Raw genomic sequence first — 24,617 nt, 5'->3', positions numbered from 1 at the left:
GAGGTCGGGGTGAGGCCCGGCGGGATGGGGTGGTACGGTGTGACGAGGTGGTGGTCGAGCCTGAATCGAAACGTTGCGCCGACCTTGTTTGTCAGGTCTGCAGCGTGAACGGTCACTCGCCTCTGGCTGACCAACTCACACAGCCGGCCACTTCCGGTCCTCCGCCAACAGCGGCTCACGCGCAAGTGGAGATGCTGACGGCGGCGTGCGGGTACGCGGCCAGCAGTGCCTGCAGAGGACGCCGCCCGTGCGCCATTTCGGTATCGGTGGGCGTGCGATTCGTCCTCGGCGCACCGGCCACGAAGGGATGCGTTGGCAAGGCGTTCCACATAACCACCCGATCCGCGATGCCCAGCTGATGCAGCGAGTGCCAAACCAGAGTGGCCGAAGGCTCGGTGAATGGCTTGTCTCGCGTCGTGAGGCGAGCCGCGACACCCCCGAGCCGTGGAACCATTCCCTGCAGCACATGCCGTTCGCTCGTGAAGGCCAGGCCTGTATGCCGCATGCCCTGCCACCCGGCCCCATCACCGCACGGGATGAACGCGGCCTCGCAGTGCAGGTGTCGTTCGAGCCGCGCCCTCTTGGCGTCCGGGCCGTTCGCAGGGAGGTCTTCTGCGCAGACATCCGCCCACGGGTTGAACAGCCCGGTCGCCCCTGTCGGAAGGGCGCCGACCAACCCTTCCACGAGCCGCTTCGTGTGTAACCTGCCCCATCCTGTGTTGTCTGCAATCCGAATGTGTGTCGCGCGATCGACTCACCGCTGATCAGTGCCAGTTCGATTGGCTCGCCCTCGGCGAGCGGGTCTTGACGCCCGGGCCAGGACAGCGCGGTGAAGTGGCGCATCCACGCCAGGTAGTCGGCGTAGGCGGTCGCCGGCCGGTCGCCCAAGGTCTGTCGCGACAGGTTTTGGAAGATCACGGCCATGCAGGTCTAGTCGCCGATCCAGACCCACTTGTCGGCAATGTCGCGGATCTCATGCGTTTGACATCCTCTCCACCCAAGCGCTACGCGATATGGATGGAGATCCACAGAGAGGCTCGGCTACGAGAAGGTTCCTGCTCCTACGACGCACCTTGAGCCGCTGGGCGCGGCGATGCCGCGCCTTCACAGGCATGAATTCCCGCGTAGCCCACGGTGCGCGCCGAACGTCCGTCCGGCTAAGCATCATTCTGTGCGCCAGTGGCGCCGCGCTGTCACTGCGCACGGCGCAGCATGTTTTTCGCCGCATGGCGGTCAGCGTTCACCTTGTGGCCCGACGCCAGGCACCCAAAGCGCGCTTGGTTGACCCGATCGCCCGGGCGTACAAAGCCGCGGGCCGAACACTGCTGACTCCTGAACTCCGGCAGCACAGTCACAAACGTCACGCCGCGCAAGACAGTCTCGTACTCAAGCATGCAGCGTGCCATCGACCAACCGCTACGCCGGACGCCTCGGTTCAGGCTGGACTTCGCCCTCACGTGCTTGCCCGGGTCATCAAGCGTGCCCGCCGCCGAAGTCCATAGCGATGCCACGCGATATCAGTGAGACACGACCGCCAAGCCAACTCCTCAGAGGCTTGAATGCCTCGCGAGATGAACTTCTGCGACTCGACAACAGCGTATAGCGCGCCTGCGCTAGCCATGTCGTCCCCTAACTTGCTGATTGCCTGGATACCAATGCAGGCGTAGTATGGGGAATCAGGCGTCGTGCCGAAGAATTGACGCTAGTCAACTCGGGGGAGCCCTCGCTAAGGTCTTGTAGCCCGACGCTATCGAATTGATCGACCGGCGCGTGAAGAACTCGCCACTCGCATGTGACGCCCTTCGATTTGGCTAGGCGAAGCGACTGTTCGTAGCGGCAGCGAAAGCTTGCTTCGTTATCCGCGAGTCGGGCGGCAACGGCTGGTATGAGGTGGATCTCGATCAGAAGACTGTCGGCATCAGGAAGGGCAATGCGTGGTGCAAGGCCAGTCTTCGGAGCCAAGATGAATGTCTAACTTCGCATCCCCAGTTTCACGTCTGCGCGACGCCGTGAGCCCATTTCCGTTTTCGAACGAAGATCACGCAAACAGCCAGGCGCTGAGCACGGCCCGTGACTGAGCTCGACCCACCGATCGCAAGCATTGCAACGGCACTCGGCATCCTCGACGATGCCGGGCGCCTGAGCGCCGCCTTTTTCGATCATCCGCTCGAAAGCGTTGCCGCCTGCTGCACTCAGGCGCGCCGTCGCAAGCCTTTGCTCGATGCGATTGACGCGCTGCTTGCGCGCGACGACATCGTGCAAACGACCGCTCCTGTCGGTGACCCGCGCGCGTACTTGCTCGCCGATTTGGCACCGCACGCCTTGGCGTTGGGCATTTGGCTTGGTGCGGACTCGGGCGCCGTGGAAGCCACGGTGGGCCTGCTCGCCCATGTCGAACTCGACGCTGCTAGCAAGGCTTCACTTGACATCGAGGTACCGCTCGTCAAGTGCTCCGGGGATGGCTTGCGCGCGGTATGCGGCCAGCCCGGCGGACCCGTGCGATTGTCGCTGCGCTACCCGTTCGATGCCACGGCGTCGCTCAGGGTCGACGTCGCCGCGGACACCTCGGGCGGCCATATCGGTCTGCGGCTGGACGGGCTAGTGGTCGACGGTCTCGCGCTGCCGCCGCTTGAGATCAGAACTGACTCGTTGGCTGGCGATCTGGCAGCGCTGGTAGTGCAGCTGCTGGGCGTGATGGCCCGGCTCGCCGGCGCAGGCTCCGCCGCTGCGCAAGTGCTGACGCATTTGCCGGGGGCGCTAGGCCTCGACCCCGCGATACCGCCTTTGTCGTTCAGTGCACTCGGGCAATCCGCAGGCACTTTCAGCGCCTGGGTGGCCCAACTGGCACGAGGCGATGCCACTGCCTTGCTGGCGTGGGTGCGGCACTTGGCCGGCCTCGCGCAACTGGACGTAACGACCAGTGCGAGCGGCGCGCCGACGCCCGAACAGCCGTGGAGCATAGCCATCGCGCCGTCATCGCCATCGTTGGTGCTCGAGGTCTCGCTTGACGCCACCGCCGGCCAAGCGCGCACGCTGCAGCTCGCGCTGCGCATTGGGTTGGACATCCCGTCACCGGTGGCAGCAACCTTGGCTTTGCGGTCGGTGTTAGTGCGCCTACCGCTCGACGGCACCGCGCCGCCGACATGGTTCACGACTAGTAGCGCGCTGCTGTCATTGCCGCCGCTGGGCAACAACGTGCCGCTGGTCGCGCCGCGGGGCGGCTTCGGTGTCGGCCGGCTCGTGGGTGGCGTCGTTGTGGAGCGCGCGGGCGGCCGTATCGGCGTGCGACCGGAGCTCGCGCTGGAGAGCGTCCTGGTGGAGAACCGGGCCTACGCTCGCCTGGACCTCACCTCGGCCGACACGCTGGCAGCGGCGGCGTCGAATGCACTGAGCGACGCTATCGATACGTTGCTTGGTACGACGGGCTTTGCGCAGGATCTGCTCGTGCTGATGGGTCTGCGCTCAGCGGGAGGCGCCCCGACGATCGACATGGCGCTGCTGGCCACCGCGCCGATGCGCGCGATCGGCGAGTTCCACCGACATCGCCTCGAAAGCGGCGACTGGGCGGCCCCCATGGAATCGCTGGCCCGCCTGTTCGGCGTGGCAGCGCCGGTTGTCGAGACGCCCGGCAATGGCGTGTGGCAAGTCGTGATCGCGCAGGATGCGGGCTTCGCGTTGCGGCTGGTCGCGGCGCTGGGTGCGGCCGACTCCGGCGGCGCGCGCTCGTTCGACTTGCGCGTCGAGGCTCAGACGCTGGGACGGGTGGTGGGCGGCGCGGTCGAAGAGTCTGCCGTCCAGGTGCGCTTGGCTGGCACGGTGCTGCGCATCGACTTCGGCGGCAACGGCGCCATTGCTGCGGCGGGATGGCCGGCGTTGGAGGCCTCGATCGACTTCGGTGCCTTCGGTGTCGGCGCATGGTCATGCGCCGGAGCGAGCCTTGACCTGGTGTGGCAGGCCGGCGCAACGCCGCGAATAGCCGCGCGCTTCCGCGACGCGACATTGACCTTCGACGACGAAGGCGCTGATGGCGAGCCGCTCCAACTCGGCACACTGCAATGGCCACCGGTGGTGTCCACGCCCCAACTGTTCGCGGGTCTCGGCCTCGACTTGGCTGCGGTGCCGCCCGAGACCGTGCAGCGCTTTGCCAGATGGGCGCTCGAAAGCCTGTCCACCGGGGCCGACACCGGATGGTCCAGCCTGGTGCGGGCGCTTGCCGAGGCCGCGCCGGCGCTGTTCGAGAGCAGTCCGACGCTGCAAGACATGCTTCTCGACCTGCCCAGCGTCATCAGCACTGTGGCGAGGCTGGCCTGCGCGCCACGCGAGAACGGGCCCCTGGTCGCCGACCTGATGGCCGCGGCGGTGGGTGGTGACAGTGCCGCCATGCCCGGGACGGGTCGAGCCGGCGATCCCTGGCTATGGCAGGTTGACCATGCCGTCAACGGTGTGGGACTCGGGCTCTGGCTCGGCTTTGACAAGCCCAGCGCGGACGAACCGCTGGCTCTGCAAACCGACGCCGCCGCTGCCCCTGGCGCTTCGGGCAGCGCGGCCGACTTCGCGTGGCTGGAAGACGCGCTCAAGACCTCGCCGGAGCTAGCGGCGCTCGCCGCGGAAGGCGACAGCACGCGCTTGGCGGATGCGTTGTCTGCGATCTCTACGTGGACGACCGAAACCGGGGGCCTGTGGCCTCGGGGCGCGACCACACCGGAGGCGTCGTGGGGCCCGGCCATCGTAGCGGGCGGCACTGCGACCGACCTATCGCCTTTCGCGGATGCGGCCGCGGTTGATGCGGCGGCCCTCGCCATTGGCGCCTGGGTGGACTCCGGTGCGTGCCCCGTCCTTGTGGCGCCTGCGTGGTGGCCCCCGGCTTCATGGCTGCCGCTGATGCGAGCTCTCGACACCACCAGCTTCGACTGGCAACTCGTGGACTTGCGCCTCGACGCGCTCGGCGCCGTGGCCGGCATCGAGGCTGCGGGCGCCTACGTAGTTGTCGCCGCCACGCAGTCCGGAGTGCCCTTGGCGGACGACCAGCTGAATGCGGTCCTCACGCGCGTCGCGCAGACCAAGGGCCCGCTGGCGTTGTTGGCGGCTGCTACCTCGTTCGAACCGGCGGTACGCTGGGCAGCGTCGCAGGCGCCCGGAGTGATTGCAGGCGTCGCGGCGGTGACCGCGCCTGTCGGCCTCGCGGGCTCGCCACTGGACCTCGCCGACGCGGACCTCGGCGAGGCGGTGCGCTTCGCGCAAGGCGTGTTTTCCAATGCCTCGGCCGAGACGGCGACGCCCTGGGCCGACCTGGCCACAGCCTGGCGCGAGGTTGTGGACGGAGGTGGAGTGCCGACCGCAGGGCGCCCTTGGCGGGTCGGGCGCCTGACGTTAGATGCCCTCGCGGCCAGCGCCGCCGCGGTAGCGGCGACGCTGCCGGCGACCGTTCCACGCTTGGCCGTGACGGTCGTGCGCGCTGGCCGAGACGACGACGAAGCCGGAGGCACTTCGAACGACAGTGCCGGCTTCGCGCAGGCGCTCTTCGAACAAGCCGAAGCTTTGCGCCCGCCGCGCCGCGACGCCGAGCGCCTGCTGCATTCGCTCGTACTCCCCTTGCGCCTATCCGCGCCCACGACGGACTTGCGCGCGACGGGGTCGCTGTTCATCGATCTCGGCTCGCTGCGTCTCACGTCGGATGAGGACGCGCCGCCACGGCTGCGTGCCTTGTTGCAAATCGACGGCGCCTCGGGCTGGCTGGCGGGGCCGCCGTCCTACGTGCTGCAAATTGCCGTGCGCCGCCTGACGATTGAGTGCACTGCAGACCTGGACGAGCGCAGCTTCGCGTCGGCATCGGCGGCATCGGCGACAGCGCGTGTCGTGTTGTCGGACGTGAGCGTGGGCGGCGTATGGCACAGGCGCCGCGAGCGCGGCGACGCCGGTTTCGATGCCGCGCTGGGCGCTGTCATTGCCGCACTAGACGGCGCCGCGCGCGGCGGCGACGCGCACGCGGTCGAAGTACTGGCCTTGTTGCGCGACCTCCTCGGCATCGTACGCCCTGCCAACGGGCGGCATAACGTGGACATGGACGGTCTGGCCGAACTGGTTCTGCGGCCAGCACCTTGGCTGGCAAACCACCTGCAGGCGCGGCTGCAGGAGGGCGGCGTGCTTGGATTGCGCCCGGACACAGCCGCGCCGACCGGCGTCGCGCGTTGGCGCGCATCGCCGGCCACCGGCCTGGAGTGCAGCGTGCAGCGCCTGCCCAGTGGCGCCTGGGGCTTGACCGTCGCAACCGTGCCGGCTGGCCTGCCCCTGGGAAAAGCCGGCCGCCTGCACTTCAAGGTGGCATGCGGGGCTGGGGCCGTGGGGCCGTCGGGCTGGCAGGCCGAGTTGCCCGGCGCCCACCTTGCCTTCTCTGCGGGGCAGTACACGCTGCAACTGGGAAACACTCCTGCGTTCGCGCTTTGGCCGCTGTCCTCACAGGCGGACGCCGAGGCCGCGGCCGGGCGCTTGCGGCCGCACGTAGATGCGGCCCTGGGCAGCGGCCTGCTGTCGGCGCTGGCGGCGCAGGTGCTGCCCGACGCGCCGCCCATCGCCGCGCTGTTGCCGCTATCGCGCGACCCGGCGGCAACGCTTCGAGAGCGTCTGCTTTCGCCAGGTGCGCTCGAGTTGCTGGTGGGCACGATCGCTGGCTGGCTCGGTAGGCCGACCAGCGCCGGGCGGACGCCGCTGGTCGACGGCGTGCTAGACATCGTGGTCGCTGCGCTGGCCGACGGCGTGCGGCTGGAGGCCGCAACTGGCGCCGGCGGGTGGTCGCCAGCAGCTGGATTGCGCGTCGAACTCGGGGCCGGCCTGGCGCTCACGCCGCGCGGTGCCAAGCCCAGCGGCCGGCTCGTGTTGGGCATTGACCTGCCAGCGGCCGTTCAGCAAGCATGGCAACGTCTCGACCTGGCGTTGGCGGTGGACGCCGGCGGCCTGCGCGTCACCGCCACGCCCACGCCCGGGACGCCTATCGAGCTGTTCCCGCACTTCTCGGGCTGGAGCGCTCTGGTCGACGCCGCGATCGACCGCCTCTTGCCCGCCGTGCTGAATGCCTTGTGCGACGCGTTGCCCGCCGGCCCGTTGCGGCAAGACGCGCTGGCCCTGGCGCGCGCGGCCGGCATCTACGGAACCAGCTTCAGCGATGGCCCGTTGCCCCTGCGCGCGTTGACCGGAGAGGCGATCGCCGCGCGCGCCGCCGAGGTAGGCAACGCTGTGGCACAGCTGTTGGCCACCGCCACCAACACCTCGTTGGGCGGTGGCGTCGGCCCGGTGCAAGTGGTCGCGGGCGTGGACGGACCGGGCCTGGTGTTGTCCGGCATCGCTGGCGGCACGGCTACGGTCACCGCCTTGCTCGCGGCGCCGGGCCTGCGAATTGACGTCGGCGGGCTGGCCGCCGGTCCGGTGGGGCTGGGTCTGTCGTTCGAGGCGCGCGCGACGACTTCGGGCCTTCAGGCCAGCGGCGACATTCGGCTTGACCTAGATCTGGCGCAAAGCCTTCGCATCGTTCCCGCGCCGCGCCTGCGGACGCGCCTCGACACGGCGGGCACGGTGTCGGTGGAGTTGTACCCGCTCGGCGAAACCGCGGCGGCCGACGCCAGAATCGTGTTGGCCCCACAGCCTGACCTGCGCTTCACCGCCGCGGGCCGCAGCGAAATCGCGCGACGCTGGCTGCTTGTGCCCGGTCTCGACCTGCTTGTGCGACTGCTCGACGGCGTGCTGGACGAGCCCCTGGGCGACGGCAACGCGCCAACGACCATGCGCGTGCTGTTGACGTCGGCCGGAATATTGAGCGGCGGGCACGTAGTCGTGCCGCTGCCCGATCCGATGAGCATGCTCGCGGGCGCGGCTGGTGCCTTTGCATCGGACCTCTCGTTGTCGCTGGGACACGAGATCGACCTGCGCCTGCTGGCCGACGGCACGCGCCTAGGAGTGGCGCTTTCCGGACGCGTGGCCTTACCCGGCGGGCCAGTGCGCACCGCGCTGCTGTTTGGATCGGCGGGCCAGGGCGGCATCGAACTCGCGGTGCTGCGGCGCGACGCGTCGGGGTGGAAAGTTCAGCCCGGGCTCGTGTTCACCGGTGTTGGACTCGGCTTGTCGCGCGATGGCGGCCTGGTGTCCAGCCCATTGAAGCTGAACGAGGTAAGGGCAATCCTTGGCGTTGGAGTTGACTTCGACCTCGCGACGGGCCATGTCACCGGCACGGCGCTGACGGGCGCGCTGGCGCTCACGGGGCTGGGCCTGCCGCAGCAGAACGGCGGAAGCGCCAACAACGCGGTCGCGTCCAGCCTCCTCGGGGATTCGGCGCGCCAGGGGGCGCCAGTCAATCCGCCTCTGGACCTGCGCGTGGCCTGGGACGGACAGGCACTGTCGATCGCCTTCGGCGACGGTCAGCCGGGTGAATCCTTCTGGATCGACGTGGGCCGAACTTTCGGGCCGCTGCACATTGAGCGTGTGGGCCTGCAGTCAGGCCGTGACACGTTCAACGTGAACGGCACGGCCACGCCCGCGGACTACATCGGGCTTGCCATCGACGGCGGCCTGGTCGCCGGCCCGCTGACGATCGCCGTGCAAGGCCTGGCGATGCGCTTACCGCCGCAATACGCCACGCTGCCGTCGACCTGGAAGGTCGACCTGGACGGGTTGGCGGTCGATTTCAGGAACGACGCTGTAAGCATCGCCGGCGCCCTGGCCAAGGCCCAGGTGGTCGACAGTAGCGGCACGCCGATTCTAGTGAACGGACAACCGGTCTACGAGTACCGCGGCCTGCTGCAGGTGCTGGCCTACGGCTTCGGCGCCACGGCGCTGGGCGCCTACGCCCAGGTGCCGCGGCCGGGCGGCGGCACCTTCGCGTCGCTATTCATGTTCGCGGCCGTCAGTGCGCCGATCGGCGGGCCGCCTTTCATGTTCGTGACCGGCGTGGCCGGGGGTTTCGGTTGGAACCGCGATCTGGTGCCGCCCACCGCGCCCGAGGCCGTCCCGGCCTTCCCCTTGGTCGCCGCGATGGGCGCTGCCGGCGCATCGGCGGTCGACATCGTCAAGCAGATGGGGCCGTCGCTGCCACCGCGCGAAGGTGCGATGTGGCTGGCGGCGGGCATGACGTTCTCCACCTTCGAGTTGCTGAAGACGCGTGCGCTGGCGTTCGTGAAGGTGGCGCCGCAGGGCTTCGAAATTGGCGTGCTGGGCCTCATGAACGCGCCCTTGCCCAGCGCAGCGTTCACGATCGCGCAAGTGGAACTGGGCTTGCTAGCCCACTACTCCAGCGTCGACCAGGTGCTGCGGGTGCAGGCGCAGCTGACGCGAAACTCGTGGCTGTTCACGCGCGATTGCCGGCTGACCGGCGGCTTCGCTTTCGTGATCTGGTTCCAGCGTCCGCTGGCGGTGATGACCGTCGGCGGCTACGGCCCATTGTTCCAGCCGCCCGCCCACTATCCGGTCGTCGCGCCGGTGGGTTTCCAGTGGCGCTACAGCAGCAACATCGTCGTCAAGGGCGGCGCCTACTTCGCGGTCACACCGGAAGCGGCGATGGCAGGCGGCCGCCTCGAGGTCTCGTTCACGGCCGACTGGGGCCGCGCCTCGCTGGTGATGTATGCCGATGCGCTGCTGTGGTTCCATCCGCCGCGCTTCGTGCTGAACACCGGCTTCCGCGTCTACGGCACGGCCTTGGGCTTCGACTTCGACGTGTCGGCCGACGTGTACCTCGAGCTGCCGCCGGTGTATGCGCGCGTCACCGTGCACGTGCTGTGGGGCGTCGAGTTCGAAATCGGCGCTCGCCCCGCGCCGCCGGCCTTCCTCGAACTCGACGAGTTCGTCGCGCGTTACGTGGACAGCGGCGCCGCGCCCAAGCCGCATGCGCTGCGGGTCTCGGCCGGAGGCGGCCGCAGCGCCGCGACGGACACGCCGGACGGCACGCCCGGGCGCCCGTTCAAGGTGCTGCCGGAGTTCGAGATCCAGCTCGACTCCAAGCTGCCCTTGCGCACCGTCGAACTTGCGGGGCCGCAAGGCTTCTCGTCCACAGGCGACCGGTCCTTGTACGCCGTGGCGATGGGACCGCACGTGGCGCTCGATCCCGTGCTCATTATCGACATCCTGGCGCAACGTGCCGACGGCAGCTTCGAGCGCTTGGCCGATGCGCAGCGAGGCGCACTCGAGGTGGACGTCGTGCGCACCGGCATCGCCGCCGCGGTCTGGGCCTCGACGCCGGGGTCCGGCACCGTGGGCGAACTGGCGCCGCCGCAGCCTGTCGGTGGCGACATGGCGCAGGCGCCGGCGGGCTTGCGCATCGCGGCGATCGCCAACGTGGCGACGCCGGCCGGACTAGGGCCGATCGGTGTCGGTCGCATCGTGAGCGAAGCGCCGGCGCGTCCGCTGCCGCTGGACGGCGTCGCAGCAACGTCGCTCCTGCCGGCTCCCGCCGCCCCGACGCTGCCGGCCATAGCGCCCGCGCTCCGCCGCCCGGTGCTGTCCACGCCGCCGCGGCTGCGCTGGTCGACGCGCCATGCCGGCGCGCCGGCTCCGGTCGCGCAGCGCAAGGCACGGACTACGTCCACGCTGCTGCCGGTCGGCCAGACGCAGCTGTGGGACCTCGTCCACCACGAACGTTCGGGCCATGTCGCCGCTGACCTGCCGACGCGCGTCGTGGCCTTCAATCTGGTGGGCGAGGTGGTGCTAGACGTGGTCACCGGGAAGGGTTTGGTCGCGCTGCCCGACAGTGCAGCGGCGGTGGCCGCGGCGGTGGACGAACGAGCGGCCGGCGCTCGGCCACAGGGCTGGGACCTAGCCAGCACGCTGTATCCAATCACGGCGTCCACGTTCCTGGCTGACGGCGCCGTGTTTCAGTTGCCGGCGATGGTGGTGCTGCCGCCCGGCACTCGAGCCGCCGATGGTGTGACCGCGTGGCAGGTGGCGCGCCAGTGCGCCACCCTGTGCACGCGGATCGCGACGCCGCCGCAGGCCAGCCTGGTGGTGGCGCTGGACGCCGGATCCTTGGGGGCGACGACGTCCGACGTAACGGTGGCCGTCGCCGGCGGCCGGCTCGGTGCGCCGCTTGTGGTCGGCAGCGCCGCCGATGCGCGCATGCACCTGATCTATCCGGTGCTCGAACGCAGCGCGCCCACGCTCGACGTGACGGTCAGCGCCGATCCGCGCTCCTGGTGCTGCGCCGGCATGGCGGTGCACGTCGTCGCCGTCGGCGCCCTGGCGCAGCGCTACATGGCGGACCGATGGGCGCCGCTGATGGACACGATCGCGCCGGCAACCGAGTCGCTGCACGTCGCACTGGCCCGCTTGGCGGCCTCGCCCAGCCGAAGCCCCCGTCCTTGCCGGCTGCGCTTCGTCGCGCCCGCCGGCGAAACCGTCACGCCCTGACGCCACGAGGACCTCCATGCTCCAACCTGGTCAACTGCAATTGCACGACAGCGCCGTGCCTGACATGCGCGACGGCACCTACCGCATCACGCTGACGCCGCGCTGGGCCGCGGGCGTCGAGGGAACGCCGCCGCAGTCCAGCGCGTTCGACCTGGTGGTGGGCGACACCACCTCCGGTGCCGATGTGCTTGCAGTCCATCCGCCGGCCGGCGCCGACGGCGCTTTCGGCGACGCCCTGCCTTTCGTCGTGCTGCGCCGGCGCACGTTGCCGTGGGAGCGTTCGGGTTTCGGACAGTCGGGCATGCCCTGGCTTACCGTTGTCCTTACACGCGAAGGGGAGGGCGCCGAAGCCGTGCTGGCAGCCGATGGCAGCCTGCGCTGCATCGATGCCGCGACACAAGCTCGGCTGCTCGCGCGCCCGCAGGACGTGCGCCTGCTCAGCCACGTGCGCGAGGTGCACGCCGGCGACACCTTGGCCGGCCTTGGCGACGACGACGGTTGGCAAGCCGTGGTGGTGGCCAACCGCTTTCCGCGCACGCCCGGCCTATGGCGCGCCAGCCTCGTGTCGCTTGACCGACGCGACGACCTGCTCGGCAATGCGCCCACGCTCGGCCTGAGCGTGCTGCGCAGCTGGACCTTCACCGTTTCGGCGGGTATGCACGGTTTCCTGGCCACCATGTCGGCGCTAGTTCCCGAGGCCTTCGCGGCACCGGCCAACCATCCGTTTGTGGATGCCACGGGCGCGGTAGCCCTGCAGAAGCGCGACCGCGGCGGCCGCACGCATAGCGTGCGCTACCGCTCACCGCTGGCGCCGTCGGCTGCGTCCTCGCCCCCCCCCGCGCCGGCGACCATCGAGCCCGACGTCACCGAACAGGCCGCGTTCGCACTCGGGCGCGCGCTCGCGATCGCGGACGGTCGGCTGCTGCGCGAGCTGGCGCACCTGCGCGCCGGCGCGTTGCAAAAACAGGCGCGCGCACAGACCGCGGCCAGCCTGGCCGGAAGCGTCGGCGCCGCGCCGATGAGGGCGGCAGGCTTGGCACCGGAGGCAGCCGCACCCGACGTGCCGGTCCACCCGCACGCGCTGGCCGCGGCGTCGGTGGCGCGCTGGCGCGACGCCGCCGACGTGCCCGACGCCGGCCGCCGCGGCGCCGCCGCGCCCGGCCTTGCGCCTGCGCGGGGAGAACGCTGATGCACGCCTTGTCCGATCCGCGCAGCCTGTTGGCCAACGCTGCCGCGCCGACGGCCGCGCCGTTGCCGGCAGCGCCTGGTGCGGCCGGGCCCGAGTCTGCAATCTCGGCGCGCATGGCCGACGTGCCGGCGCCCATGTTGCCGGCGTATGTGGCGCAGCGGCTCGACGACGCCAGCCTGCTGGCCGGCGTGCCGATCCGCTATCTCGTACCTGATCCGCGCTTGCTGCAGACCCCCGGTGACCACACCTCCAGCGAGGCGCTGCGCTTCTTTCACATCGACGCCGCGTGGATCTCGGCATTGCGCCGAGGCCTGCTGAGCGCCGCGTCGCCCGACGGCAGGGAGTTCGTCGACGTGGCCGTGCCTGTGGGCCACACCGGCGTGATCCTTAGTTCGAGCATCGTGCGCCTCTACCCCGCGCTGCGCGTGCGCGCGTGGACCGGCGTGGTCGCCGACGGACAGGATCCCGACGACCCCGCGAGTGGCGCGACGCCGGTCGGGCTGCTGCGGGCCGAACGGCTGACTCCCAGCGTGCTTGTCTGCGTGTTCGCGCGGTCGCCCGACCTGGTGGTGTTCGAGGAACCGCACGCGCAGGTGCGGCTGGGAGCGCACGGCGGCACGCCCGGCCAGGTCGCCGTCGCGCTGCGCGACAACACCGGCGCATTTACCAATCCCGCCGCGCCGGTGCTGGTGGACGTGCCGATGCGCGGCGTCGTGTCGGACGGCGTGGTGGACGTGGCCGTGCTGGCCAGCAGGCTGGGCGCCGCCTTGTCGACCGCGCTGCCGTCGACGCGCCGGCCACCGGACCCGTCCGCATCGTCGGCCGGGCTGGCCTTGCAACTGATGCAGGCACCCGGGCGCCAGCGCTATCGCAGGAGCACGACCTGATGACGCGTCTGATCGTGCCCTTGTCGCTCGACGCGTTGGTGGTGCGCCGCGGCGACGCTTCCGTGGCGCCCGCCCGCACGGCATGGCAGGCCGCGGCACGACCCGCCCTCAATGCCGCTCCGCGCCGGCAGGACTTGGCGCCGCCGCCGTTCACCGACACGGCCGCGCCACGTGCAAGCGGCGTGCACCTGCACTGGGCCGTGCCGGACGCGCTGGCCGTGCGGCGCGCCGACGCTGCGCAGTTCCCGCCGCTACCGTGCCGATGGCTGGTGGTGCGCCTGCACGGCCTAGCAAGTGCAGGCGTGCCGCGCAAGATGGCCGCCTGGCTACTGCCCAATATCCACGCGGCCGACGCGGTGGCCCTGCGCGACGGCCACCTCACGCCTCACGCAGCGGGGTCGGGTTCGGTGCCCGTGAGCGTGCGCGGGCGCGGTTGGTTCGGGCCGCACCCGTCGTGGGCACTCTCCTATGACGAAGTTCAGGGGCGGCTGGCGTTTCACGACCCGCTGGACGACGCGAACGTCGAAGGGCCGCTCGCGTACACGGTGATCGGCTGGTACACGCACCCGGCGTTCGACCCGCTAACGCCCGCCGCCGACACGCCAGCCACGCCAACGTCGGTGGGCCGTCTGCTGGAGCGCTTCCGCTGGGCCGCCACGCTGGAGGGCGCGCCGCCGACCGCGTCCATCTTCCACGGCAGCGCACTGGCCATCGCCTGGCCCGGCACGCGTTGGCCGGGCGACGACGGGGGGCGCCTGTCTGCCGAAGCGGGTGGACCGCCGGCAGCCGACGAGGTTCGATTGGCACTGGCAGACACCTTAGCCGCTGCCGCCGTGACCTTGCTGGACGGTGTCGCCGAACCGGCCCTGGCGGCGCTGAGCGAGGCCGTGCTTACGGGCGACGTGCTTGCGCTGTCGCAGGCCGACGGTGCCGCCCGTCTCGACGAGGCACGGCACCAGGGACGCTTCCGCTCGGTCGCCCCGCCGCTGTACGACGACGAGGTGATTTACCAGGAAGTGGAGGCCGAGGCGCCGGCGCCGGTGCCACCGGCGAGCGTGGTGACGGCGCTGGCGTCGTCCGATCTGGTCCCGGTGACTGCCGACTTCCGCGCGCTGCACCGGACATGGGAGCGTCTGTCCGGCGCGGCCGACGCGTCCCGGGGCGTAGCCGCCGATGCACCTGCCGCAGCCTCCCGATTCACCAACGTCTCCTATCCCGTCGCCCGCCAGTGGATGCCGGGCAATCCAGTGCTGGTGGCCAGCGGATTGGGTCGCTCGCTGCGCCACGGCGGCGACGGGCGCTTCCACGTGCAGGGCCTGCTGGACTGCCGTGTCACCGGCCAGACCGTCACCGCCGCCGTGCCGCCGCTGCTGGCGCCGTGGGTGGCCGCGCGAGACGTGCCCGAGGAAGTGGGCGCGCTGGTGGCGGAGCTAGCCCTAATTGACCCGGGCAGCGTCGGCGACCTCGCCAGCGCCGGCACCAGTTCGGCCGCCGCTATGGCGCGGGCCGCCTGGTGGGATTTTTGGAGTACCGACTGGCGCAGCGCGCCGGCCGGCACCGGGTGGAACGGACGCCTGCCATCGCCTGTGGGCGTCACGCGCCCCAGCCGGCCCTGGAATCCTTTGCGTATCGACTGGGAGGCGGTACTGCTGCCAACGCCGGATGGCGCCACCCACTGGCGCCTAGGTGAAGTCGACTTCGAGGCGAGTACCGCCTTCACGGTCGACGAGGGCCGCGCGCGCGCATTGCGCGGGATCGGTTGGCTATCACCGGCACCCTCCGCCTTGCTGGCAGCAGCGGCGGGAGGCGCGCTGGACAGCGGTGCCGACCTGGCTGCGAAAGACCTGGTCGCGGCCTCGTTAGAGGGCCTTTTCGACCGCACCCGCGGCACGCCACCCGGCGTGTGGGTCAGCGGCCGCGGCATCGACGACTCGCCCTCGCGCGCCACTGTGACTGGCGAACTTTACGCTGCCGCTGGCAGCGTGGCCGGTGCCTGGCGCCTGGGCCGTGTGCGAGTGGTCGACACTTTCGGCCAGGTGATGACCCTGCACGACCCGTCGTCGGGTACACCGCCGCTGGTGCCGGCCGAACTGACGCTGCCCGCTGGCGCCGGTCCGGCGGCCATCGCACTGCGCCCGCGCTTCACCGCGCCGGCCGCGTTGGAGGCCCGCTTTCTTGCGCCCGATAGCGATACCGAAGCCGGTTCGGGGCAGAACCCCGTGTGCGGCTTCCTGCTGCCCGACCCGCTGGGCGATAGTCTGGAGTTCGCCGACTCCGAGGGGGCTATCGTCGCGCGCCTGCTGCTCGACCCCGAGACCGGGCGCAGCAGGTTGGAGGAGGCGCCTGGCGTAACGGTTCGACCTCCGGCCGCCGCCGAAGGCGACCATGCGCTTCTGGGCCCGGCCGGAGCCGCGCTGGCCGCGGACACACTGGCGGCTTTGGCCACGGTGGCCTCGGCAGTGGTGGGCGCAGACCGCAGCGGCGCGGTCGGCGGTGCCTTGCCGGCCTTGCTTCGCCTCATCGACACGACGCGCGGCGCGGTCGACGTGACCGGCCGTGTCGGAGACGAGCAGTTGTCGCTGCTTGTGGGGAATCCGTTGACCGTGCTGAGGTTGGCTGTGTCCGTTGTGGTGGACGATGCGCAGTCGCCGGCCCAGACCATGGCAGTGCCGTGCCGCATCGGCTCCATAGGTAGCCTGCACGACGGTGTCCTGGCCTGGTTCGCCGAAGACCGGGCGGAGCAGGTGCACCCGGTGCATGCAGCGGTCAGCGAAGCCGCGCAGGCGACGTCGGCGGGCGGTTTCGTCGGCGAGCCGTTGCTGTGGCTGAAACCGGGGCAGGTTCGGCGGCTGGTGCTGCTCACGACCCCCGGAGCCGACGTAACCCTAACCACCGGACTACTGCCGGTGAAGAAGTTGCAGATGCAACGCGAATGGACCGAGCGGCCATTGCGCCGGCTGACACCAACGCTGGCGTTCGACAACCTGCTACGCGACCCGGATGCGATGTCGGTACCGCTGCCCGCCGGCCCGGCCGGAACGTGGACCTGGTGGCGCCGCCCTTCCCCTGGAGAGCCATGGCGCGCCGAGGCCGTTTCGCTCGACCCGCCTTCCGCTGAGGCAGGCGCGGCCGTAGAGGTCGAGGACGGCTACCTGCGCCTGAAGCTCGCGGATGAGACGCTGTACAGCGGGGTGCCGATGCAGGTCACCTGCATCCGCCGTTGGGGGCCTCAGAACACCATCCAGCAACTGGGCGGTCTCAATCCGGACGGCAGCAGTTGGCGTATGTCTTCGGACCAGATGGTGCAGATGATCGAGTCAGGACGCTTCCGCTTTTTCGTGCGCGCCGTTGTCGCTGGCATCGAGCGCGACGTGCGCCTGGTCGTGGACACGTCGCCTCGCGGGCGCAAGTTTCCGCGCACCGACATGGACGACACGGCTGCCAACAATCTCGAGCAGCTGCCCACCTGCTCCTGACCCACCTAACCCAAAGCAGCGAGCATTGCCGCCATGTCTACCCTCGCGGACCTCACTTCCACTTTGATTCTTGGTGCCCCTCCCTCGGCCACAGTCAACGCCGCGCTCCTCACGTCCGAGGATCCAGCGCCCAACACCCTATTCCTCAACGAGCGCATGCCTGCCGACCGCGTTGCACTCGCCGACCTTCCCAGGGCATGGTTCATTGTCGGTCCCGAGCACAGTCATGCCGGCCTCGTGAAAGCTTTCGACGGTCTGCTAAAGCCGACCTTGGATCAGTACAACGCCGCTTCCGCCGCGGAGAAGCTGCTGTACGAGCAGTTGCCTCAATATGTCGGCCTCACCGCGGCGGATAAGGCCAACCGTTTACTCCAGGCTATCTTCTTTCTCGACGGTTGCATCGCGACGGCGACGAGTGCGCAGACCAAGCCATTGATTGACCGCCGTTGGACAGTCGGTGCGCTCCTGCCTCTGCCCGTATGGCTGGCCAGGGCCAAGGGGACGATCGCGTTCACCGCCTTGCCGGGCGCTGGCAGCACCATCACGCTGGGTGGATCGACATGGACATTCGTCGCGGGTGCGCCGGCGCCCGGCATGCGTCAGTCCACGCTGGGGGCCACGGTGGAGGCCACGCTCACAGCCCTGGTCGCGGCCCTGACGGCGGCAGCCGATCCCATATTGGTCACGACGACCGTTGTCGCCAACAACGCGCTCAGGCGCCTCGAGATCACTGCGAGGAAACCTGGTACCGCTGGCAATGCCTTCGTTCTTGCGGCGGTGCCTTCCAGCAACGGCACCCCGTCCTCCGGCACCTTGCAGGGCGGGGGCTGGCATGCGGACTTGCTGCGCATCATCGAAGCCGTTCCCGCAGCGACCGTTGCCGTGCCCCCTGTGCGCGCACTCAACCAAGCCGACGGTCACGAAATCCCTTCACCAGTCGTCAAGGACTCCAACCGCGTAGAAACCGCCGCGGCGATGCGCGCTTCGCTTCGGACCATGCTTGAGGGTCCTGCGGTGGCCTTTGACCCGGTCGCAACCGGGGCCGCTCTCGGAGCCGAAGCACGTTGGAACCCCTACGCCGTGCTGTTCTACTTTGTGGAACTCTCAATCGCGCTGGACCGAATGCAGGACGAGGCGTCGCGTACCGCCTTCATCCAACCTCTGCTGCGGGCCTTTTTCGGCTCGTTCACCGACGTCGAGCTGGCGCTGTGCAATCGCACCAGTGCGGGCCACGCCATTCTTCGACGCTCCTGGCAACTCTGGGCTCGCGAGTACAACTCAGCTGTCCCAGGTGATCCGGGGATGGCGCTGCGCGACCGCCTGCGGAGAACCTTGGAACTCACAGACGATCATCTCGATCGCCGCGCCCCGGTAGATACCGGCGTCGTGGTGGCGGGTAAGGTCAATACGGGCGAATTGGAGCCACCGGTCGACAGTGTGCTCGGCATCACCGCGCTTACCGCTGCAACGGCCGCCCCGTCCAAGTTTCCTGTCATGGCGTTTGGGCGGATGGTCAATTTCACCTACACGGCGGCCCTCGATCCCAGGTACCGTGGGGTGAGCTTCAGCGGAAATGTGGACCCCGAGCAATACCTTCCTCCACGCTTGCCTGACTACCCACTCGACCCGTCCGCGGTCGGTTTCACGGTCATTCAGTCCCTTCTGCGTCAGAAGGCCAGGACCGACCAATGGGCCCGGATCGCAACGGTGTTTGGCGGGATCGAAGGCAAGTTGGACGCGGGCAACGCGGCGGACGGAGGTGTGTTCTCGGTCGGGTTCTTCCAATGGACGGCGCCCGGCACCGAAGGGCAGGCGCTCTTCAATCGACTGAAGCGCCTGTCGGACGCCTATTTCGACCTCATCGTTCGTGGACTAGGGTACGAAATCGCGCGCGAAGGCGCAGCAACGGCGCAAACGAAGGCCGCGGGCTTTCTGCGCGTCGACGCTACGCCAATGCCCGGCAGTTCCGTCTCGCTTGGCTCAGTGAGATGGACCTTCGTCACAGGTGCGCCGGCCGGGCCGCAGACCCAACTCATGCCCGGCGACACGCCAGCCATCGTGGCCCAACGCTGGGTCAACGATCTGAACGGACCGCGCCGACCTGCGACGCTCGCAGGCTTCACATTCAACGTCGACGCTATCGCATTGGCGGCCGTCCCTCCCGTGGTCGCACTGAAAATTGAATTTCCCAGTGTGGGTCCGGCTGGCAACCGCTTTCGCCTTTCGGCAGGTGAGGCGCCGCCGTCGAACATCTCGACAGTCACCAAGACTTTGGTGGGCGGAACCGACCAGCCTGCGCTCAGTCTCGCGTCAGCCATCCCCGTCACTGACTTCGGGATCGATCCCACAGACCTCCACACGAAGCACATCTTCTATCGTCTTTCACGCGGTGCTGAGCCGGAACGGATCCAGGCCAAGGTTCCTAAGCCGCCTGGCGAACCGTACTTCGGCGCGGACCCTACCGTACCGCTGAATGCGGACGCCCGTGCCAAGGATGCAGTCGCTGCCGCGATGGATTGGCGATACGACACAGCGTCGAAGAAGTGGATTGTTGGTCGGCGCGCGATTCTTCTTCAAGCACGTTGGACAGTGGCCTCCTGGTACGGCATCGAAACTTGGCATGCGCAGGCCGAGAAGGCGTGCGACCGTATTGTGGAAATGAAGCAAAAGATCACGCGAGATACGGAACCTGGCTGGAGCAAGTGGCTTCATCTCATCGAAGGTGTCACCGGGGCTCCGTCCCTGGCAACGGGTGGTGTCATTGACACCAAGTCCTCAATCCTGAGGCTATTTGCTCGTGAGGCGCTTGTGGCGTCCCTGCTGGACGTTCACATCAACAGTCCAAGCGGTCTCATCGCCTTGATGCAAAGGGCCTACGCGCGATTGCTCTCCACGACTGCTGTGACTGCAGAAAAGTCGCTTGTTGACGACGAAGAGCAGGGACGTTTGGCGCACCTGCTCCTACTTCTCTTCACGTCGGAGCGACTCAAGGACCTTCAGAACGTTAGCAACGACAAGCCGCTTTCCACCGCCCAGCACCGCATCCTCCAAAGAGCCGGCGGACTGTACGGCCAGTTCGGAAAGTACAACCGGGCGGCGCTGAAAGCCAGAGGTAAGGATGCTGCGACACAGGCAAACCTCGAGACCGCTTTGAAGGCGCTCCTGAAGAGCGACATCGACGGCATCCTGATCGACGTCACCAAAAAAGATTCACTGTTCGAGTGGCCGACCTGATCCCGGGGAGCAACTTCAACTACCCAACAACCGCGCGCAGAACGCAATCAGGTCCTGGTTGCCCCCCAGCAGGTCGTCGCGTGTCATCACGTACGGCACACCCCGTACACCCAGGTCTTCAATCGGCAGGCCTGCCGACGCCCGCGCCCTCGTCGCACGCCTGATTGCCAGCGTGAAGCCGATGCCGTGGGGCAACTCGGGCAGCGCGAACGCGGTGCTGTCTAGAGCTTCGCGCAGGTCGAAATGGGTCCAGACGTTCGCGCCACCCGCGCCCGTCGCTTCGCCCACGCACACGAGAGGCCCGATCTCGTTGTCGACGAAGCCGGCGGCGAAGAGGTCGCCCGACGAGTAGGTGTTGCAGTCGGCGACACAGACCACCGGACCAGGGTAGGCGCGGCCGAGGTCGTTGCACCACTCAGGCTCGGTGATCGGCAAGGCCTGCGAGTAAGGCTCGCCGGTGGACACCGAGAGCGCGAGCGACGCCTCCCAGGCCTCGAACTCCAGCCGGTTGAACGGGCTCGACGCCATCGCCCGCGTCAGCGGCGACGACACGAGGCTGAAGCGCACGGGTTCGATGGGACGGTCGGTGAAGAGCTGCAGCATGCGCTCGGCGGCCCAAATCAGGCCGCCGGGGTTACCACGCAAGTCGATCACCAGGCCGCGCTGCGGCAGCAGTGCCAGCAGCCGCACAACCTCCGCCAGGAATGCGTCGTCGTCGTCGACGTCGAAGCTCCACACACGCAGCAGGCCGATCTCGCCGACACCCGGTACACGAACTGGGCGCGCTGCCAGCGTGTCTTGGAACGGCGTGGGCAGCCAGCCGTCGTCCGGCGCCGCCGCCGCCGCTGAAGCGGCGCCACGGGCGCGGCCCTCAGACTGCCACAGGTGTGTAGAGAACAGCAGTTTCTTGGCGCGCCGCGCCTGTTCGCCCGCCGGGCTTGCAGCGATGCAGCGGCTCGCATGCGAGCCGGGCGAGATGGCGGAAGGCGCCGCGCCGGGTGCAATCACGCGCCACGGGATGCGCACTTCCGCGTGCGCGCCGCGTGCGGTGCGGAAGCCCACGTCCACCCAATGCTCGTCCGGTGGCGGCTCAAACTGCAGCGGCCGCAAAGTCAAGGATTCCAGGGCGCGCGCGCGGCGCGCGTCGGGCCGCCCACCAGTCTGGCGGTCGGCGTAGATGTCGACCGCGCGCGCGAACGGCACACCGTTCAGCATGTGCAGTTCCACGCCGGGCACGAAACGCGCGTCACCGATCAACTCGGCCGGCCCGACCTTCGACGCTATGAACGTGGGGTTGCTGTGCGGTCCGTACTGCTCCACCAAGAATGGCAGCATCGCGACCTGCCCCTGCAAGGATTGCGGGCCGGCGTAGCGCGTGTGGGCGTCGCGCAGGCCGGCGACGATGCCGGTGACGGCGAGATGGAACTCGGCGTCGGACAGCACACTCGTGCGTGCGCGCAGCAGCGTCAGCGCCTGCACCGGATCGACTGCGTAGGCGGCGCGCTTCTGCACCAGGTGGCAGTACGCGCCACCCAGCACCGCGAGCAGCGCATCGACCACGCGCAGGCGGGCGCCGCCGTCGAGGCCGAGCGAGGGTGCCGGCGCGCCAGCGGCCGGGCGCTGCCGCGCCGGCGGCCGCACCACGTCGGCTAGGAGCCGGCCGCGTTGGGCGGGATCGATCAGGGGCGAGGGTCGGGCGCTGGCCATAGGACTTGGATTCTTCACACGTCGTAGTAGGTACGCAGCCCGTCCAGCAAGCCGCCGTGGAAGCCGCGGCCGACCAGCGCGTCGAAGAACGCTGCGTCGTGGGCGATTGGCTGGATGGGCGGCACGACGATCTTGCCCAGGTCGCGCGGCAGGCCGCCAACCGGCACGCGGCCGGTGGGCATGTCCAGCGCCAGCCTGAAGGCGGGCGGGCCGCCGGCCGCCACGCCCGCCACGGCATTGCGGCGCGCGGCTTCGATTTCCTTCTTAGGATCGGCGCGCACCTCGGCCATTCGCGCCAGCACGTCGGCAAAGCTCCACGCCGCTCCGGTGTCGAAGCGCGTCAGCGCCAGGGCGCGCCGCTCGTGGCGCACGTCGAGACGGCTGGTACCCGTGGCGCCGGCGTTCGCCATCAACGCGGGCGTACCGCAAAGGGGCTTGCCGCCCACCATCACCAGGTCGATATCCATCTCGGTGGCGGCCACGATGGTGTCAAACGGATCGACCCGGCCCGACGACGTGTTGATCACGACCAAGTCGGCCAGCGCATCGGGCTGCAGCCGGCCCACCTGGCGGCCCCAGGCGCGCGCCAGCGCGTCGCCCGGCGTCGCGGTGACCATCTTCACCAAGTCGAAGTTCGACAAGCCCCATCCCGACGCGCGCGCCACCAGCGCGGCCACCTTCAATTCGCCCAGCACGTTTCGCGTGCCCGAAGGGCCCCAGTCCGATCCGATGCACACGCCGATGCCTTGCGCGAGCACAGACGGCACGTCGGTGGTCTCGCCGTACAGCCACAGGTTGGAGAACGGCGACCACACCACGGCACCGGGCTGCTGCCACGCGCCATACGCGCCAGCCTCGAGGGCATTGGTGTGGATGGCCACCAGGTTGCATTGCAGGCAACCTGCATTGCGCAGGCCTTCGTACTCGCGCGCGACCATCGACCCGCGCCGGCCCTCCGCGCAGTGGTAGATGAAACTGCTGCCCGCGCGCATATCGTCGGCGCGCTTGCCGAGTTGCTGCGGGTCCAGCGTCAGCGTCGACGACAGCACGCGCGTACGTGGAATCGTCTTGCCCAGGGTCTCGTCCTCGACGTTGCGCACCAGCCAGCCGTCCAGCGGCCGGTTGCTGGGCGGCGAGCCCTGGATGCTGGTCGTGCCGCCGATCAGGCTGCGCACCTCGGCGTAGGCCAGCAGTTCTGCGGGCGATGCGGTGACGAAGGCATACGCGGGCCAGGTGACCTCGGCGGCGTAGGTGGGTCGGGCTGGCCAGATGTCGTGGTGCTGGAACGGTGTGGTGCGTCCCGCCTCCACCCACAACGGCAGCGGCGCGTAGGCCAGGTGGCTGTGCAGGTCGATGAAGCCTGGTACGACCAGCCGGGTGCCCACGTCGACGGAGCGTGCTGTTTCGAAGCCAGGCGGCAGCTTTTGGCGAGTGGTCTGAACGGCGGCGATGGTGCCATCGTCGCGGATGCAGACTCGGCCGCGGAAACTGGCCGACTCGCCGCCGGCTACCGGCGCGGCCGCTGACATGGGAGCGATGCGACCGGCGATGACGAGACTCACGGGATCCCTGCTAGTTTGTCCACGCAAGTCTCGACGAACGATCCATCTGAGTCAACTCAACTCTCCAGCGACATGCCTTGCCTCGAATTCCCCGAAGCCGTCATCGTTGCAATGGAGGGAGCCCGTTCGCGCTCACAAACATATCCCAAAAAACGCGACCGGTCACAGTGCAAGCGGGGTCGAGGCCGGGCGCAGCACGTGACCTTGACGCTGCTCGCGCTTGCGATACGCTGCGCAGCGGGTGTGAAGGCCGCGTTCACTTCCGCCCCGAACGCCTGTTGGGACCTTCGCGGGTCACCGACTCAGCGATGTACTTCGACTGGACTCACACCCTCATCTCTCAAGCGGAGCACCTGTATGGCTCGTCAATTGCCGCCTTTACTTCTGCTCCTGTTTGTCTGCAGCCTCAGCGTTCTGGTCGTAATCGACAGTCGATACCCAGGCGTACCGCTTGCCGCCGAGATCGCAAAGGCGGTTCTTCAACTTGGTGTTGTCGCTGTCTTTGGCACGACGGTCTCTTTGCTTGTTTTCGAGTACCAGAGAGAAAAGTCGCGCATAGACAAGGAGCAGGATCTGCGAAGGCAGGCCGAAGAGAAGGGGCGGGACATTAAACGTGCCGCTGACGAAAGATCGCGGGACCTCGAGTTGAAGCGCCTGAGCCTGCCTGGAATCTTGTGTGTGAGGCATAGCATGACCAGACGGAGCATGTATGCCAAGCAAGACGAGAGCGAAGAACGCGGCCATAGCCGCCAAGTCGGCTGCGTTGCCGAGATCCCCAAGGAACTGCTTGACCAGTTTGTCCAAGGGCCGATGACCGCCAAGGCTATCCAGGACGTCTCGATGGCGTTCAAGAAGGCGCTGATCGAGCGCGTGCTGGGCGGCGAGCTCAGCCACCACCTGGGCTACGCGCCTGGGGGCGACAAGCCTGCCACGGCGGATAACCACCGCAATGGCAGCACCGGCAAGACCGTGCTGACCGAGACCGGCCCGCTGCGCATTGATGTGCCGCGCGACCGGGAGGGCAGCTTCGAGCCGTTGCTCATCCCCAAGCACGAGCGGCGCTTCACCGGGTTCGACGACAAGATCGTGGCCCTGTACGCGCGAGGCATGACGGTGCGCGAGATCCAGGGCTTCCTGGCCGAGCAGTACGCCACCGAGGTGAGCGCGGAGTTTGAGGTTG

Annotated in this window: 9 protein-coding genes and 2 pseudogenes; 6 read left to right on the top strand and 5 right to left on the bottom strand. The window is 68.9% G+C overall.

Annotated features, from left to right (window positions below):
* Window positions 1–175: 175 nt before the first annotated feature.
* The 3 genes and pseudogenes from NGK70_RS16655 to NGK70_RS16650 all read right to left on the bottom strand — a co-directional run bounded on the left by NGK70_RS16655 (window position 176) and on the right by NGK70_RS16650 (window position 1,406).
* The gene (locus tag NGK70_RS16655; protein WP_251969620.1) at window positions 176–685 is read right to left on the bottom strand and encodes a uracil-DNA glycosylase; all 510 of its coding nucleotides are present in this window, start codon (window positions 683–685) and stop codon (window positions 176–178) included.
* 89 nt (window positions 686–774) lie between these two features.
* Window positions 775–924, bottom strand: a pseudogene (locus tag NGK70_RS26665) (DUF7688 family protein); the annotation flags it as partial.
* A gap of 269 nt (window positions 925–1,193) precedes the next feature.
* Window positions 1,194–1,406, bottom strand: a complete 213-nt coding sequence (locus NGK70_RS16650; protein ID WP_256490860.1) for a transposase — start codon at window positions 1,404–1,406, stop codon at window positions 1,194–1,196.
* Between the two features lie 664 nt (window positions 1,407–2,070).
* On the opposite strand from NGK70_RS16650, the gene NGK70_RS16645 reads away from it, so the two are divergent.
* The 5 genes from NGK70_RS16645 to NGK70_RS16625 are packed head-to-tail and all read left to right on the top strand — an operon-like array spanning window position 2,071 to window position 20,168.
* A complete protein-coding gene (locus tag NGK70_RS16645) occupies window positions 2,071–11,382 on the top strand; it encodes a DUF6603 domain-containing protein (RefSeq protein ID WP_251969618.1) in 9,312 nt (3,103 codons plus the stop codon).
* 16 nt (window positions 11,383–11,398) lie between these two features.
* Entirely contained in the window at window positions 11,399–12,571 is a 1,173-nt protein-coding gene (locus NGK70_RS16640; protein ID WP_251969617.1) for a hypothetical protein, read from the top strand.
* Window positions 12,571–13,458, top strand: coding sequence for a hypothetical protein (locus NGK70_RS16635; RefSeq protein ID WP_251969616.1), 888 nt, complete (start codon window positions 12,571–12,573; stop codon window positions 13,456–13,458). Before NGK70_RS16640 ends, NGK70_RS16635 begins: the two co-directional genes overlap by 1 nt.
* The gene (locus tag NGK70_RS16630) at window positions 13,458–16,934 is read left to right on the top strand and encodes a DUF3892 domain-containing protein (protein WP_251969615.1); all 3,477 of its coding nucleotides are present in this window, start codon (window positions 13,458–13,460) and stop codon (window positions 16,932–16,934) included. The genes NGK70_RS16635 and NGK70_RS16630 overlap by 1 nt, the downstream gene beginning before the upstream one ends.
* A gap of 33 nt (window positions 16,935–16,967) precedes the next feature.
* Complete coding sequence (locus NGK70_RS16625) at window positions 16,968–20,168, top strand: hypothetical protein (protein ID WP_251969614.1); 3,201 nt, start codon at window positions 16,968–16,970, stop codon at window positions 20,166–20,168.
* Between the two features lie 15 nt (window positions 20,169–20,183).
* Here the strand turns inward: NGK70_RS16625 and NGK70_RS16620 are convergent, their stop codons facing one another.
* The gene (locus NGK70_RS16620) at window positions 20,184–21,875 is read right to left on the bottom strand and encodes a S41 family peptidase (protein ID WP_251969613.1); all 1,692 of its coding nucleotides are present in this window, start codon (window positions 21,873–21,875) and stop codon (window positions 20,184–20,186) included.
* Between the two features lie 14 nt (window positions 21,876–21,889).
* On the bottom strand, window positions 21,890–23,437 hold the full coding sequence (locus NGK70_RS16615) for an amidohydrolase family protein (RefSeq protein WP_251969612.1): 1,548 nt from the start codon (window positions 23,435–23,437) through the stop codon (window positions 21,890–21,892).
* Window positions 23,438–24,146: 709 nt separating this feature from the next.
* Here NGK70_RS16615 and NGK70_RS16610 point away from each other — a divergent pair.
* Window positions 24,147–24,610 (top strand): annotated as a pseudogene (locus NGK70_RS16610) (transposase); the annotation flags it as partial.
* Between the last annotated feature and the right edge of the window lie 7 nt (window positions 24,611–24,617).

This window comes from Sphaerotilus microaerophilus (assembly GCF_023734135.1).
GTDB lineage: Bacteria > Pseudomonadota > Gammaproteobacteria > Burkholderiales > Burkholderiaceae_C > Sphaerotilus > Sphaerotilus microaerophilus.
The sequence above is the reverse complement of the archived record's forward strand: the minus strand, read 5'-3'. Positions and strand labels throughout refer to the sequence as shown.